The 14965-nt window shown below is 75.4% G+C and carries 15 protein-coding genes; 9 read left to right on the plus strand and 6 right to left on the minus strand.

Translation table 11 applies throughout. The annotated features are described in order from the left end of the window. Window positions 1–13: 13 nt before the first annotated feature. The 4 genes from ACSNOC_RS17095 (at window position 14) to ACSNOC_RS17110 (ending at window position 2891) form a co-directional block, all read left to right on the plus strand. Complete coding sequence (locus ACSNOC_RS17095) at window positions 14–379, plus strand: Rv2175c family DNA-binding protein (RefSeq protein WP_436748324.1); 366 nt, start codon at window positions 14–16, stop codon at window positions 377–379. A 76-nt stretch (window positions 380–455) separates the two neighbouring features. Further along, window positions 456–1106 carry a thiamine phosphate synthase gene (gene thiE, locus ACSNOC_RS17100; protein WP_436748325.1) on the plus strand — a complete coding sequence of 217 codons (651 nt, stop codon included), beginning with the start codon at window positions 456–458 and terminating at the stop codon, window positions 1104–1106. Window positions 1107–1132: 26 nt separating this feature from the next. Continuing rightward, complete coding sequence (metF, locus tag ACSNOC_RS17105) at window positions 1133–2059, plus strand: methylenetetrahydrofolate reductase [NAD(P)H] (protein ID WP_436748326.1); 927 nt, start codon at window positions 1133–1135, stop codon at window positions 2057–2059. A gap of 22 nt (window positions 2060–2081) precedes the next feature. Continuing rightward, window positions 2082–2891 (plus strand): hypothetical protein, encoded by an 810-nt coding sequence (locus tag ACSNOC_RS17110; RefSeq protein ID WP_436748327.1) that lies wholly within the window; start codon window positions 2082–2084, stop codon window positions 2889–2891. A 509-nt stretch (window positions 2892–3400) separates the two neighbouring features. Here ACSNOC_RS17110 and ACSNOC_RS17115 read toward each other — a convergent pair. Both ACSNOC_RS17115 and ACSNOC_RS17120 read right to left on the minus strand, forming a co-directional pair. Beyond that, the gene (locus tag ACSNOC_RS17115) at window positions 3401–4816 is read right to left on the minus strand and encodes a phytoene desaturase family protein (protein ID WP_436748328.1); all 1416 of its coding nucleotides are present in this window, start codon (window positions 4814–4816) and stop codon (window positions 3401–3403) included. A gap of 11 nt (window positions 4817–4827) precedes the next feature. Continuing rightward, on the minus strand, window positions 4828–5442 hold the full coding sequence (locus ACSNOC_RS17120) for a TetR/AcrR family transcriptional regulator (protein ID WP_436748329.1): 615 nt from the start codon (window positions 5440–5442) through the stop codon (window positions 4828–4830). A 123-nt stretch (window positions 5443–5565) separates the two neighbouring features. Between ACSNOC_RS17120 and ACSNOC_RS17125 the strand changes: the two genes are divergently transcribed. From ACSNOC_RS17125 to ACSNOC_RS17135, 3 genes are all read left to right on the plus strand, one after another. Next, window positions 5566–6036, plus strand: a complete 471-nt coding sequence (locus ACSNOC_RS17125; RefSeq protein ID WP_436748330.1) for an SAV_6107 family HEPN domain-containing protein — start codon at window positions 5566–5568, stop codon at window positions 6034–6036. 66 nt (window positions 6037–6102) lie between these two features. Next, window positions 6103–6927, plus strand: coding sequence for a class I SAM-dependent methyltransferase (locus tag ACSNOC_RS17130; protein WP_436748331.1), 825 nt, complete (start codon window positions 6103–6105; stop codon window positions 6925–6927). A 205-nt stretch (window positions 6928–7132) separates the two neighbouring features. Continuing rightward, window positions 7133–7534 (plus strand): DUF3040 domain-containing protein, encoded by a 402-nt coding sequence (locus ACSNOC_RS17135; protein WP_436748332.1) that lies wholly within the window; start codon window positions 7133–7135, stop codon window positions 7532–7534. Window positions 7535–7677: 143 nt separating this feature from the next. Here ACSNOC_RS17135 and ACSNOC_RS17140 read toward each other — a convergent pair whose 3' ends face one another. The 4 genes from ACSNOC_RS17140 to ACSNOC_RS17155 form a co-directional block, all read right to left on the minus strand. Further along, window positions 7678–10059 carry a transglutaminase TgpA family protein gene (locus ACSNOC_RS17140; protein ID WP_436748333.1) on the minus strand — a complete coding sequence of 794 codons (2382 nt, stop codon included), beginning with the start codon at window positions 10057–10059 and terminating at the stop codon, window positions 7678–7680. A 55-nt stretch (window positions 10060–10114) separates the two neighbouring features. Beyond that, entirely contained in the window at window positions 10115–11425 is a 1311-nt protein-coding gene (locus ACSNOC_RS17145) for a DUF58 domain-containing protein (RefSeq protein ID WP_436748334.1), read from the minus strand. Further along, the gene (locus ACSNOC_RS17150) at window positions 11426–12418 is read right to left on the minus strand and encodes an AAA family ATPase (RefSeq protein ID WP_436748335.1); all 993 of its coding nucleotides are present in this window, start codon (window positions 12416–12418) and stop codon (window positions 11426–11428) included. 143 nt (window positions 12419–12561) lie between these two features. Then, entirely contained in the window at window positions 12562–13077 is a 516-nt protein-coding gene (locus tag ACSNOC_RS17155; protein ID WP_436748336.1) for a beta-class carbonic anhydrase, read from the minus strand. Window positions 13078–13306: 229 nt separating this feature from the next. Between ACSNOC_RS17155 and rsmH the strand changes: the two genes are divergently transcribed. Both rsmH and ACSNOC_RS17165 read left to right on the plus strand, forming a co-directional pair. Next, complete coding sequence (gene rsmH / locus ACSNOC_RS17160) at window positions 13307–14284, plus strand: 16S rRNA (cytosine(1402)-N(4))-methyltransferase RsmH (protein WP_436748337.1); 978 nt, start codon at window positions 13307–13309, stop codon at window positions 14282–14284. Then, a complete protein-coding gene (locus ACSNOC_RS17165; RefSeq protein WP_436748338.1) occupies window positions 14281–14952 on the plus strand; it encodes an FtsB family cell division protein in 672 nt (223 codons plus the stop codon). The genes rsmH and ACSNOC_RS17165 overlap by 4 nt, the downstream gene beginning before the upstream one ends. Window positions 14953–14965 lie beyond the last annotated feature (13 nt).

Genomic DNA, 14965 nt, shown 5'->3' on the forward strand with positions numbered 1-14965 from the left:
GCACGCTGGAGGCGTGACCGAGATTGATGCAAGGATCGACGCTCTCGTCCCCGCCTGGCTCACCCTTCCCGACATCGCCGAGCAGCTCGGCGTCGAGGTGACCCGCGTCCGGCAGCTGGTCAAGGAGGGCCAGCTCATCGCCGTGCGGCGGGGAGAGAACCGGGTCCTCCAGGTGCCCGCCGCCTTCCTCGACGGCGAGAAGATCGTCAAGGGCCTCGCCGGCTGCCTCACCCTGCTCCGGGACGACGGCTTCACGGACGAGGAGATGCTGGAGTGGCTGTTCACCCCGGACGACAGCCTCCCCGGCACCCCCGCCCAGGCCCTGCGGGAGAATCGCGGGACGGAGGTGAAGCGCCGCGCCCAGGCGCTCGCCGTGTGACCTTCACGCGCGGCGGTGCGGGCGAGCCCGGCCCGCGCCGCCGCTGACCAGCACCTTCACCACGGGGGAGACCGTCATGCTCGCCGATGCCCGGCTCTATCTGTGCACCGACGCCAGGAAGAAGCAGGGCGACCTGCCCGCGTTCCTCGACGCCGTGCTGGCGGGCGGCGTGGACATCGTGCAGCTGCGGGACAAGGGCATGGAGGCCGCCGAGGAGCTCCACTGGCTGGAGGTCTTCGCCGACGCCTGCCGGCGGCACGGGAAGCTCCTCGCGGTCAACGACCGGGCCGACGTCGCGCACGCCGCCGGCTCCGACGTGCTCCACCTGGGCCAGGGCGACCTGCCCGTGCCCGCCGCCCGGGCCATCCTGGGCGGCGGGGTCCTCATCGGCCGCTCCACCCACGCCGAGGCCGAGGTGGACGCCGCCGTCGCCGACCCGGCCGTGGACTACTTCTGCGCCGGGCCCTGCTGGCCCACCCCCACCAAGCCCGGCCGGCCCGCGCCCGGGCTGTCCCTGGTGCGGTACGCCGCCTCGGTGGCGGGCGACCGCCCGTGGTTCGCCATCGGCGGCATCGACGCGGGCAATCTCGACCAGGTGCTCGACGCCGGAGCCCGCCGCGTGGTGGTCGTGCGGGCGCTGACGGAGGCCGACGACCCGGGCGCGGCGGCGGCCGGGCTGGCGCGGCGGCTGCGGGAGCGTCCGCAGACCGGACGGCAGGAGACCTGACCGTGCCGCGTGGGTAACCTGCCGTTATGGCTCTCGGGATTCCCAGCACGATGGTCGGAAGGGCGCAGACGGTGCGCGAGCTGCTCGCGGCCGGCGAGCGTTCGTACTCCTTCGAGTTCACCCCGCCCAGGACCGAGCAGGGCGAGCGCACGCTGTGGAACGCGATCCGCAGGGTCGAGGCGGCCGGACCCACGTTCGTCTCGGTCACCTACGGCGCCGGGGGCTCCTCGCGGGAGCGGACCGTGCGCGCCACCGAGCAGATCGCCACCGAGACGACGCTGACCCCGGTCGCCCACCTGACCGCCGTGAACCACTCGGTGGCCGAACTGCGGAACATCATCGGGCAGTACGCGGGCGCCGGCATCCGGAACATGCTGGCGCTGCGCGGCGACCCGCCGGGCGACCCGATGGGCGAGTGGACGCGGCACCCCGAGGGCGTGACGTACGCGGCCGAACTGGTCCGTCTCATCAAGGAGTCGGGGGACTTCTGCGTCGGCGTGGCGGCCTTCCCCGAGATGCACCCCCGGTCGACGGACTGGGACACCGACGTCCGGCACTTCGTCGCCAAGTGCCGCGCGGGCGCGGACTACGCGATCACCCAGATGTTCTTCTACCCCGAGGACTACCTGCGGCTGCGCGACCGGGTGGCGGCGGCGGGCTGCGAGACGCCGATCATCCCGGAGGTCATGCCGATCACGAGCGTCCGGCAGATCGAGCGCTTCACACAACTCAGCAACGCCACGTTCCCCCCGGAGTTGGAAAGGCGCATCCTCGAGGTCAAAGACGACCCGTTGGCTGTACGCTCGGTCGGGATCGAGTTCGCCACGGAGTTGTGCGCGAAGCTGATGGATGAAGACATCCCGGGGCTGCACTTCATCACGCTGAACACGTCGACTCACTCCACGGCGACGCTGGACGTCTACCGGAACCTGGGTCTGCATCAACGCACGTGAACCGCTGCGGAGAGGGGCGTACATGGGCTGGACGGTCCTCTACATCGCGTTCGGAATCGTCGCCCTGTGGTTGCTCGGTGAGGTCCTGCTCCAGTACAAGGCGCGGCTGCGCTGGCGCCTGGTGGCGTTCTGCGGCTTCCTCGGCGTGGTGCTGGGGGTGCTGACGTCCTCGGTCTTCGTGATCGCCCTGGGCACGATCGCCTTCGCGACGGGGCAGACGTTCGTGACGCTGTCCTTCCGGCGCGGCTTCTCCACCGGCTGGGCGCTGGGCGGCAAGCCCGGCACCAGCAGGCGCCGCCGCGCGGGCCGTCCGGCCCCCGCCGCCGCCTCCGCGGCGAGCCCGCCGCCCCCGCCGCCGCTCCCGGAGGAAGCGCCGGAGTTCACCCAGGAGATGGCGGCCGTGGACCTGGACGACGACACCCCGGCCGACGGGTTCCAGGCGTTCGGGACGCGCGAGCCGTACCCCGCGCCGCCGGGCGGGGAGCCGGACGCCGAGGCGTCCTACGCGGCGGAGCCGTACCAGGCCGTCCCCGGGTACCAGGAGTCCTACGACCCGGCCGCCGCCTACGCCGACCCGTACGCCACCGTCGCCGAGGGCCAGGCGTGGGACGAGTACGCGGCCCAGCCGTACGCGGCGACGACGTACGCGACGGAGTACCCGTACCACCAGGAGACCCCGCCCGGCGGCGTCTGGATGCCGCACCAGCGCGAGACGGCCCCCCAGGAGACGACGACGGGCGGCTACGGCTACCCGCCCGCCGAGGAATACCCCCCGCAGGGCGGCGGCTACGACGCGTCGGGCTACTACTACACGGACGACCAGCGGTACTGAACGCGCGTCGCGGGAGCCGTGGGACACCCCGATTCCGGCCTGGCCGTCCGCGAACCGCCGCGACCGGCATCGCGTGCTCCGATGTGCCCCGGGCCTGCGGCCCGCACGCAGGGGCGTTCCGCAAGGCGACCGCCGGGCGTCCGGCGGTTCCGTAACGCGCCCCCGGGCCCACCGGGCCCGGGAGGGGCCCACGGTGCCTGCGAGCGCGGCGCGCCGGGTCGTCGCCGTTCCCCCGAGGACCTCGGTCCGGGGGAGTACGTGGGCGGTTCGGCAACGCGGCGGGCGTGCGCCCCTGGGGCACCGCCCGGCCTCCGGGCCGGGGGAGCGTCGTGGCAGGACGGGATCTCCGACGACGGGCCTGGCCCCTGCCCGGGCGGCCTCCCGCGTGGGCCCCGCCCGATGCCTCCGCGAGGTGACACGGTGATCGAGGCGCGGGGGCGGAAACCCGCACGTGGCTCCGGCCTGCCCCACGCGCGGGACCGGGGCGGGACGCCAGGCGTCGTGGCCCCTCAGGAGGAGCCCCGCCAGTGCGGGCCTTCCGTGATCAGGCCGGCGGCCAGGGCGCCGGACATGCCCGTGTGGGCCAGGCCGCCGCCGGGGTGGGCCAGGCTGCCGGCCCGGTAGGCGCCGGGCAGGCGGCCGGTGTTGGGGGTGGACAGGAACGCGGCGGAGCGGCCCGCCAGCGCCGGGGGCGGGATCGTGCCGCCCGGCACGCCGGTCCGGCGTTCCACGTCGAGCGGCGTGCGCGCCTCGTGCCACAGGATTCTCGGGCGCAGGCCCAGACCGGCCGCGTCGGCGGCGGTCAGCAGGCGTTCGGTGAACTCCCGGACCGCGCCGGGGGCCGTCCAGTCGACCGGGCCCGCGCCCTGCGCCGGCGCCCGTGCCGACAGCACCGCCGTCTCGTGGCCGGGGCCGGGCACCAGGGACGGGTCGTCGGGGCGGAGCACCGAGACGGTCAGCTCCCCGGTGTGCACCAGCGTCCGGTGCGGTGTCCCGGCCGGGCGGGCGCCGCGCAGCGCCAGCAGCAGCGTGAACCGGCTCGCCCCGGACGGCGGTTGGCCCACACCCGGCGCCGCCCACACCACCGAGTCGGCCGGATACCGCGTGCCGTCGTCCAGTTCGACGCCCGCCGCGCGGCCGTCGGCCGCCAGGATCCGGGCGGCGGGGGCACCGAAGACGAACTCCACGCCGCGGTCGAGGCAGCGCCGGTACACCGCGTCGGCCAGCGCCCGCATCCCGCCGGCCGGGTACCAGGTGCCGAACGTCTGCTCCGCGTAGGCGAGGACCGCCGCGCCCGCCGGGGCCGTCGCCGGGTCGCAGCCGTAGTCCTGGACGATGCCGGTGAGCATGGCGGCCAGCCGCGGATCGCGCAGTTCGCGGCGGGCCACCCCGGCCAGGGTCGTGTCCCGGTCCCGGCGCGGCAGGAGGCCGCGGCGCGGGACGGGGTAGGGGTCGTCGGCGAACGCGGCCAGCCGGCGCGGGTCCGTCAGCGGCTCCTCCAGCAGCGGGCGGCGGGTCGCCTCCCAGGTCCGGCGGGCCCGGCCGAGGAGACCGGCCCAGCGGTCGCCGGACCCGGCGCCGAGGGCCGCGTCCAGCGCCTGCCGGACGCCGCCGAGCGCGGCGGGCAGCAGGACGGCGCTGCCGTCGTGGAAACGGTGCTCGACCGCCGGGTCCACCTGGGTCAGGGCGACGCGGTCGGCCAGTTCCTCCCGGCCGGTCTTGATGAACAGATCCCGCCAGACGGCGGGGAAGTGCAGCAGCCCGGGCCCGGTGTCGAACGCGAACCCGTCGCGCTCGTGGCGGCCGAGCGCGCCGCCGTGGGTGTCGCCGCGTTCGACGACCGTCACCCGGTGGCCCGCGGTGGCCAGCCGGGCGGCGGCAGCCATGGCGCCCATGCCGGCGCCGACCACCACGATGCGTGCCATGGGCCAGAACCTTACCCGGCGCGCCGGGCCAGGCCGCCCCTGAGCAGGGGCGAGAGGGCGGCGCGCACGTCCTCCGGGGAACGGCCGGGGTGGAAGGACTGCCAGTCGAGCGCGCCGACGATCACCATGCCGACCAGGGCCCCGGCGGTGACCTGGATGTCGAGGGCGCTGTCGAACTCGCCGGACTTCACGCCCGCCCGGAGCACCTCCTCGACCACCCCGGCCACCTGCCGGTGCACGTCGAGGAGCGTGGGCTGCCAGGAGCGGTTGGTGCGCCACTGCTCGGCCACGAGCAGCCGCGTGAAGTCCGGCCGGGATATGACGAAATCGAGCCCGGCCGCCGCCATCGCCTCCAGCGCGTCGGCCGCGCCGCCGCCCACGGCGAACGCCGAACGGGCCGCCGTGCGCAGGGAAACGGTCAACGGCGCGACGCCGTCGCGCAGGAGCGCCTCGAACAACTCGGTCTTCCCGGCGAAGTTGTAGTAGACGGTGCCCTTCGCCACGCCCGCCCGCTCGGCGATCTGGTCGACGGTGGTGGAGGAGAAGCCCTGTTCGGCGATGAGGGAGACGGCCGCGTCGTAAAGCCGCCGCCGGGTGGCACCGCGCCGCGTGCTGGTGGGTGTCATGAGGGGGATTCTCCACCGCCGGCCGCCGCCCCCGGCACGCGAAAGGAATTGTCAGTGCCATGGCTCACCATGTGCACAGACGCGCATACCGCGCAGAATCGTCGCACCTTACGGAGGTTCGTCATGACCGGACTCCCGACCGATGTGCACCCTGTGCCGCGCCGGGCGCCCGCATCGCCCGCCGCTCTCGACCTCCTCGCCCAGGCCGAGCGCGGCCTGGCCGAGGCGGCCTCGCTCTCCGACCCGGGCGAGGCGTATGTGGCCGCCCACCTCGCCGCGCTGCGCGCCGCCGCGGCCGTGCTCGCCGTGCGCGGCCGGCCGGAGCCGACGGCCCGCGGCCGGCGCAGGATCCGCAGCGTGTGGGAGGTGCTGCCGGAGATAGCCCCCGAACTGGCCGAGTGGAGCGTGCTGTTCGCCGCCAGCGCCGAGCGGCGGGCCCGGATAGAGGCCGGGATCCGCGGCGTGGCCGGGCGCGGCGACGCGGACGACCTGCGCCGCGCGGGCGGCTTCTTCCTGCGGCTGGTGGAGGAGATGCTGGTGCGCCGGCCGGTGCCGCGGGCGGACCGCGATCCGGAGGGGCCCGCCGCGAAGTAGGGTGGTTGCGCCCGGTCCGCCGGGCACACCGACACACCGTACGTCGCGCACGAGGAGCCACCCGCCATGCCGTCACAGCCGAGGGCCCGCGCCGCGGGGGCGTCCTTGTCGGGTCCGCACGCAGCGCTGCGCGCGGGCGTGGTGTGGGAGGTGCTGCGCGAGGCGCTGCGGCACCGGGCCCTGGCCGCGGGGCGGCCCGCGCTGGACGTGCTGGACCTGGGCGGGGGCAGCGGACGTTTCGCCGTCCCCGTGGCGGGGCTCGGGCACCGCGTCACCGTGGTGGACCCCAGCCCGGACGCGCTGTTCGCGCTGGAGCGGCGGGCGGCCGAGGAGCGCGTGGCCATGGGGGACCCCCCGGACGGAGTCTGGGGAAGGGTGCGCGGCGTGCAGGGGGACACCCAGGACCTGCTCGACGTCGCCGGCCGCGCGGCGTACGACATGGTGCTCTGCCACGGCGTGCTGGAACAGGTGGAGGACCCGGCCGTGGCGCTGCGGGCCGTGACCGGCGCGCTGCGCCGCACCGGCGGCACGCTGAGCCTGCTGGCGGCCGGGGTGGGCGGCGCGGTGCTCTCCCGGGCGCTGGCCGGTCGCTTCTCGGAGGCCCGACAGGCGCTCCGGGACCCGGCCGGGCGCTGGGGCCGGGCCGACCCGGTGCCCCACCGCTTCACCGTGGCGCAGCTCACAGCGCTGGTGACCGGGGCGGGGCTGGTCCCCGGCGAGGTGCACGGCGTGCGGATCTTCGCCGATCTGGTGCCCGGGTCGCTGGTGGACACCGAGCCCGACGCCCTCCAGGCGCTGACCAGGCTGGAGGCGGAGGCGGCCGGGCGGCCCGCGTTCCAGGCGATCGCAGGTCAGCTCCACATGCTGGCCGAGCTTCCGGGCGACCAGTAGCCCGGTTCCTCGTATCATCGACAAGAGCCCTGCGGCATGATCCGGGGCCGGTGAGGGAAAGTGTTTTTCATCCCCCGCGGGGCCTGGAAGCCGGGTGTGGTGGGCGAAATTGGCGTACAGGGGTGGGTTTCACAGGGAGGCATCCCTGCCTATCCTTGAAGAGTCGGATCGGGTCGCCACCGCGACCGACGAGTAGGAGGACTCCGTGCCGCTCTCGGACCACGAGCAGCGCATGCTCGAACAGATGGAGCGCGCGCTGTACGCCGAAGATCCCAAATTCGCGACAGCTCTGGAGGGCACCGAGCTGCGCACCTATTCCCGCAAGCGGGTTTATCAGGCGATCGTCGGCTTCCTGGTGGGCATCGGCCTCCTCATGGGGGGCATGGTCGCCCAGTTCATCGCCCTCAGCGTGGTGGGATTCCTGGTCATGCTCGGCTGTGCCGTCGTCGCCGTGACCGGCTGGCGCAGGACGCCGCCGGGTGGCGCGGCCCCGGCCCGCGGCGCGGCCCCTGGACGGCGGCAGCCGCGCGGGCAGCGGCAGCGCCGCTCGATGATGACGCGGATCGAGGAGCGCTGGCAGCGCCGCCGCGAAGAGCGGGACGACTGACACACACACGACGTGCGCGAGGGGCCGCCCGGATCTCCGGGCGGCCCCTCGCTGTCATGCCTCGCTGTCATGCCTCGCTGTCATGCCTCGCTGTCATGCCCCGCGCGTGGGTGCCCGGCGGGCCGCTCCGCCCCGGGCGGCGGTCAGGCCCGCCGCCGGGGGCGGCGGGCGGCCGGCCGCGCCAGCCGCGTCCGCAGCCGGGCCGCGGCGGCGACACGCCGTTCGGTCACCGTCCGCGTCACCCGCAGGGCGGAACGTGGCAGGAGCAGGGCCCGCAGCCGGGCGAGCCGCCCCGCGCCGGCCCGCAGGCCCGCCCGCGCGGTGCGCACGTCGTGCGCGAGCCGCCGCTCCGGGCGCGCCCCGTGCGGCGCGTACAGCTCCTCCTCCACGGCCAGCGCGACCCGCGCCACCGCCTCGGCCGGAGCCCCGGTCAGCCCGGCCACCCGCACCACGCGCTCCGCCGCCTGCCGCGGCGTCTCCCAGGCCAGCGGCGTGATGCCGTGGTCCCAGGCGCTGTCCAGCAGCTCCCGCCAGGCCGGGAGCGGGCCCGCGTCCGGCAGCAGCCGCCGCGCCCGCACCCGGGACCGCCACAGCAGCGGCCCGGCCGCCAGGCAGGCGGCGAGCAGCCCGCCGCCGGTCCACATCACGGGCCAGACCGGCCAGCCGGCCTCGTCGTGGGCGTCCTCCGGGGTACGCGGCCGGTCGCCGCACTCCCCGCCGGGCTGGGTGTCGCACGGGTCGGGCGCGCTGGTCGCCGGGCCGGGCGCGGTCTGCGAGGGGCTGGGCTCCGGCTCCGGCGTCTCCTCCGGGTCGTCCGGGCCCGGCGCCGGGGCCTCGGGCCGCGTGTACGGCGGCTGGCTGCCCTGGCCGGGGGTGGGCTCGAAGCGGACCCAGCCCACGCCTTCGAAGTACAGCTCGGGCCAGGCGTGCGCGTTGTGCGTGCCCACCTCGTAGCTGCCGTCGGCCTGCCGGACGCCCGGGGTGAAGCCGACCGCCACCTGGGCGGGGATGCCCAGCGCGCGGGCCATCGCGGCCATGGTGAAGGCGAAGTGCACGCAGAAGCCCTCGCGGTCCTGGAGGAACCGCACGATGGCCTCGGTGCCCGAGCCCGACTGCACGGCGGTGTCGTAGCGGAAACCGCCGTCGCGCGTGAACCAGGTCTGGAGCGCGACCCCCCGCTCGTAGTCGTTGGCGGCGCCCGCGGTGACGTCGAGTGCCGTGTCGCGGACCTCCGGGGGCAGGTCGTCCGGGACCTGCGTGTAGTACTCCTGGATCTCCGGCGCGGGCGCCGGCGCGTTCGCGAGCTGCTCGGCGGTGGGGGCCACCAGCAGGTGCTCCACCTCGTAGGTGCGGCCCTGCGTGGACTCCTCGTCGTCGCCCGCCACCAGCGTCTGCGAGCCGCGGTCGAACAGCCAGTCGCCGTCCGTCCCGATCGACTGCGCCGGGTACGGCACCGGCAGTGACGGCTGGCGGTAGGTCTCCTCCGCCTCGATCACCGTGGTCGCCCCGGTCCTGGGCACCGCGGACGTCAGCCCGAACACCGGCCACGGCGGCGCGGGCGGCGCCGGCTCGTGCCAGCCCGAGGAGCGCCACTCCTCGCCGTCGAACTCGTCCAGCGCCACCAGCCGCAGATACATCTCCGACGGCTGGGTGCTGTCCGTCCGGTAGGCCAGCAGGCGCTGGTTGCGTGGCCGGTTCAGCTGGTCCTGGAGCGCCACCACCGGGTTCACCGAGGTGACCGACGCCGAGCCGCCCGGGCCGGAGCCGTCCTCGCCGTCCAGGTCGAACAGCCCCCCGCCCAGCGACGGCAGCAGCGACGGCGCGAGCACCGCGACGCCCAGCGTCAGCGCGCCGATCCGGCGGCCCGCCCGCGTCCGCGGCCCGGCCGCCCGTCCGTGGTCGTGCGGCGTCATCTGCCGCCCGTGTCCCGGGCCGGCGAAGAAGCGGCCCCAGGTGCCCAGCCGGTCCCGCCCCTCGGCCAGCAGCAGCACCAGGAATCCGGCCGCGGCGATCATGAAGTACGGCCAGCCGCCGTCGTCCCGCGCGACCCCGGCGGCCACCGAGTACAGCGCGAGCAGCGGCAGCCCGGCCGCGGCGGCGCTGCGCAGGGTCACCGCGAGCAGGTCGACCAGCAGCCCGATGAGCAGCACGCCGCCGAAGACCAGCAGCATGATGCCGTCGGTCGCCGGGGCCGGTGCCGGGTAGTTGCCGATGTCCTCCGCCCCGGCGGTGATCAGTCGCCCGAACCGGTCGAACACGGCCGGTCCCGGCAGCAGACCGGCCGCCGCGTACTCCCGCGCACACGCCAGGGTGAGCAGCAGCAGCGACACCAGTAGCTGCGCCCCGACCGACACGGCGGCGGGCACCCCGCGCCGGCGCGTCAGCATCCCGGCGGCCGACTGCGCGGTGAGCAGCAGGCCGGCCCGGAGCAGCCACTCCCCGCCGTCGATCAGCGGCAGCATCGCCCCCGCCGCGGCCAGCGTGGCCAGCCACGCGGCGCAGGCGATGCGTATCCTGCCGTCCATCAGGCCGTTCATCTCCCCGTCCATCCCATCCGGCGCGCGCGGCTCGCGCGGCCGTTCAGTACGGCCTCCGGCCGGATCCCGGCGCGTCCGCGGCGGCCTGCTGCCACAGCCGGGCCAGCGGGACGCCGGGATGGTGCGACAGCGCCGTCCACCCCGCCGCGCGCAGCGCGCGCAGCCGGTCGGCCTCGTACGCGGCGCCGAGCTGGCCCGCCGCCACGAAGGCCACCGCGTTCCCGGCGCGCTGCCGCAGCCGCCCCAGCACCGCGACCTGCTCGTCGTCCAGGGCACCGGCGAACGCGACCAGCAGCCCGCCGTCCCCGCCGCGCAGCGCCGCCTGGGCGCCCTCCAGGCCGCCGCCCGCCGAGTGCTCCACGACCGCGAGGGCGTCCAGGATGAGCCCGGTCACCTCGGAGGGGTCGGACGCCTCGGTGTCGGGGCCGGGCAGCAGCGTCCCGGTGTCGGTCAGCAGCCGCACCGCGTACCCCCGCGCCGCGACGTGCGCCACGACCGACGCGGCCCCCGACACCGCCCGCTCGAACGGCGACTCGGGGCCGCCCCCGACGTACCCGCCGCGCCGGGTGTCCAGCAGCACCGTGCACCGCGCCTTCAGCGGCTGCTCCTCACGCCGCACCATCAGCGACCCGCGGTGCGCCGTCGACCGCCAGTGCACCCGGCGCAGGTCGTCGCCGTGCCGGTAGTCCCTGGGGATGATGTCGTCGTCCCCGGCGATCGCGATCGCGCGCTGCCGGCCGTCCCCGTGGCCGTTGCTGTCGCCGCCCAGCGCCACCGGCGGCAGGTCCTCGATGCGCGGCAGCACGGTCATCACGTCGAAGGCGTTGAACGACCGGCTCAGCTCCACCATCCCGAACGGGTCGGCCAGCCGGAGCTGGAGCGGCCCCAGCGGGTAACGGCCCCGCAGGTCGGAGCGGACCCGGTAGGTGACCTCGCGCCGCCCGCCCGGCTCGACGCGGTCCAGCACGAACCTCGGCCGTGGCCCCAGCACGTACGGCACCCGGTCCTGGAGCAGCAGCAGCCCGCTGGGGACGCGGGCCACGTTCTCCACCCGCAGGTGCACCCGCGACTCGCTGCCCGCCGGCACCCGCGCGGGCGCGAGCCGGCGCGCCGCGGCCACCCGGCTGCGCGTGCGGTGCAGCACCACCACGCACAGCACCGGCAGCGCGGCCAGCAGCATGCCGACGCGCAGCAGGTCGGGCTGGCCCAGCGTGTAGGCGCAGACGGCGGCGGCGCCGCCCGCGGCCAGGAAGGACCGGCCGCGCGTGGTCAGCCCGCCGAACGCGGCCCGCAGCGGCCCCCGGTCGTCCTCGCCGCCGGCCCCGCCGGTGGCCGGCGCGCCGGGCCACGCCATCTAGAAGCCCCGGAGCCGCTGGGCGGCGTACGGATCGGGTACGGACGTGCGGCGCAGGATGTCGGTGACGAACTGCTCCGTGGTGTGCCGGTTGAGCTGCGCCTGCGCGGACGGCAGCAGCCGGTGGGCCAGCACCGGCACCGCGAGGTGCTGGATGTCGTCGGGCAGCACGAAGCCGCGCCCGGCCAGCGCGGCCGACGCCTTCGCCGCGCGCAGCAGGTGCAGCGTGGCCCGCGGCGAGGCCCCGAGCCGCAGCTCGGGGTGGACGCGGGTGGCCGTGGTGAGGTCCACCGCGTACCGCCGCACCGCGTCCGAGACGTGGACCTCCCGCACGGCGTCGATCAGCTTCACGATGTCGTCGGCGTGCGCGGCGGGCCGCAGCGCGTCCAGCGGGGAGAACCCGCCGTGCGACTCCAGCATCCGCAGCTCGGCCTCGGGACTCGGGTAGCCCACCGAGACGCGGGCCATGAACCGGTCGCGCTGCGCCTCGGGCAGCGGGTAGGTGCCCTCCATCTCGACCGGGTTCTGGGTCGCGATGACCATGAACGGCGACGGCAGCGCGTACGTGCTGCCGTCCGCCGTGACCTGGCGCTCTTCCATCGCCTCCAGCAGCGCCGACTGGGTCTTGGGCGAGGCGCGGTTGATCTCGTCGCCGATGACGATCTGCGCGAAGACCGCGCCCGGCTTGAACTCGAACTCCTTGCGCTGCTGGTCGTAGACGCTGACGCCCGTGATGTCGGAGGGCAGCAGATCCGGCGTGAACTGGATCCGCTGCACCGAACAGTCGATGGACTTCGCCAGCGTCTTCGCCAGCATCGTCTTCCCCACGCCGGGTACGTCCTCCAGCAGCAGGTGCCCCCCGGCGAGCAGAACCGTCAAGGAGAGCCGCACGACCTCCGGCTTGCCCTCGATCACGCTCTCCACGGCGCGGCGTACCGCGTCCGCCGTGGCGCTCAGATCGGTGAGCTTCGTTTGCTCCCCATAGGTCGTCACCCGGCCCTCCTCGGCCCCTCATCCCATGCCCGGCCCGCCATGGTGGCCGCGGCCGTGCCGACAACGCGTCGATGACCGCGACACCCGAACGGATCCGGACGGTTGCCTCCCCGCAGCATTCTTCACACTACGGGGGGCACACGTCACGAGGCGGGGGTGCCGGCCGGGTCGATCTCCCGGAGCAGACCGGTCGTCACATCGAACACGAAACCGCGTACGTCATCAGTGTGCGGGAGGAAAGGCGAGGTGCGCACGCGGGCCATGGACTGCCGGACGTCCTGGTCGAGGTCCTTGAACGACTCAACCGGCCACATCGGCTTCTGGCCGACCTCCAGCTCCAGCTCCTGGCGCCATTCCTCGGTGATGCCGAGCAACCCGCAGCCGGTGTGGTGGATCAGCACGACGGCCTTCGTGCCCAGCTCGCGCTGACTGATGCTCAGGGAGCGGATCACGTCGTCCGTGACCACGCCCCCCGCGTTGCGCATGGTGTGGCACTCGCCGATCGCGAGGCCGAGGGCGGGCATGAGATCCAGTCGCGCGTCCATGCAGGCCACGATGGCCACCTCGCGCGCGGGGCGGGCGGGCAGGCCAGAGTGGGTGAACGTCTCGGCGTACCGCTTGTTGGCCGCCACCAGCTCGTCCGTAACCGTGTGAGACATAGGCGAGAAGGTAGTACGAGCCCAGGGGCTCCGTCGCGCCACGACGAGTGACGCCGGTCACAGTCGCGCCCGTGCGCCAGGCGTGCCCCGCCCCGGCGCGAAACGCCGGTCGCGATCAACCTCAGTGATTGACCGGCAAAACTGGTGGGCTAATGTGACGCGCACTGGGAGGCGTGCACCAGGCCGCCGTCTTCGCCCGCCACCTGCCTCACCTCCCCCCGGAAGGCGCATGACGACCAGCAACGACCGGCCGCCGGAAGCCCGGCACCGCCCCGTTCTGCTCCAGCGATGCCTGGACCTGCTGGGCCCGGCGCTGCATGCCTCGGGCGCCGTCGCCGTCGACTGCACCCTCGGTCTGGGCGGCCACAGCGAGGCCCTGCTGGCGACGTTCCCCTCCATCCGGCTCGTCGCCCTCGACCGCGACCCCGTGGCGCTGCGGCTGGCGGGCCAACGCCTCGCCCCGTACGGCGACCGGGCGACGCTGGTCCACGCGGTCTACGACGAACTCCCCGCCGTGCTCGCCGGGCTGGGGGTCACCCGGGTGGCCGGGGTCCTGTTCGACCTCGGCGTCTCCTCCATGCAACTGGACGAGGCGGACCGCGGCTTCGCCTACGCGCAGGACGCCCCGCTCGACATGCGGATGGACCAGTCCGCCGGGCCCAGCGCCGCCGACGTCCTCAACACCTACCCGCCCGGCGACCTCGTCCGCGTCCTGCGCCACTACGGCGAGGAGCGGTTCGCCCGCCGCATCGTCGACGCGGTCGTCCGCGAGCGCGCCCGGGAGCCCATCACCACCAGCGCCCGGCTTGTCGCCCTGATCCGCGAGGCCCTGCCCCAGGCGGCCATGCGGACCGGCGGCAACCCCGCCAAGCGCACGTTCCAGGCCCTGCGCATCGAGGTCAACGGCGAACTCGCCACCCTGGAACGGGCCGTCCCCGCCGCGCTCGACGCCCTCCGTGTCGGCGGGCGGATCGTCGTGCTGTCGTACCACTCGCTGGAGGACCGGCTGGTGAAGCGCGTGCTGGCCGAGGGCGCGGAGACCACCGCCCCGGCGGGCCTGCCCGTCGTCCCCGAGCAGTACCAGCCCCGGCTGCGGCTGCTCACCCGGGGCGCGGAGCTGCCCACCGCCGAGGAGATCGCGGAGAACCGGCGCGCCGCCCCCGCCCGGCTGCGCGCCGCCGAGCGCGTCAGGGAGGCCGTCCGGTGAGCCCCGCGCGCCCCCCGGGGCCGGCCGCGCAGGCGCGCCTGGCCCGGCTGACCGGCCTCGTCCCGACCCGGTCCTCCTCGGCCGCCCGCACCCCGTTCGTCCTGCTGATCGTGTTGCTGCTGGCGGGCGGGATGCTCTGCCTGCTGATCCTCAACGCCTCGCTCAACGAAGGATCGTTCACCCTCAGCGAGCTGCGCCAGGAAACCCGCGAGCTGACCGACGAGCAGCAGCGGCTCCAGGCCGAGGTGGACGCGTACTCGGCACCCGACGCGCTGGCCGACCGCGCCCGCGAGCTGGGCATGGTGCCCGGCGGCCCGCCCGCGTTCCTCGCCCCGGACGGCACCGTCCTCGGGAACACCGACCCCACCCCGGCACCGCCGCCGCCCCCGCCCCCGGACCCCGAACCGGAGGACGACGAGGGCGGCGAGAGCGCGGAGCCCGAGGACAGCGAGGACACCGAGGACGCCGTCGCGTCACGGACGGCGGACGCGACCGACGGGCCTCCGGCCGGGGCCGCGTCCGCGACCGGGCCGGCCGGCGAACCGGCGACGGAGGCGGCCACGCGAACGGCGGCGGAACCGGCCGGGGAGACGGAGACGGCCGCGCCCCCGGCCACCCCCGTCGCACCCGACGACACCGCGGGGCACGGCGGAGGGGACACACCATGACCACCCCCGGACC

The sequence above is a fragment of the Streptomyces sp. URMC 129 genome, from assembly GCF_051386415.1.
Taxonomy (GTDB): Bacteria; Actinomycetota; Actinomycetes; order Streptomycetales; family Streptomycetaceae; genus Streptomyces.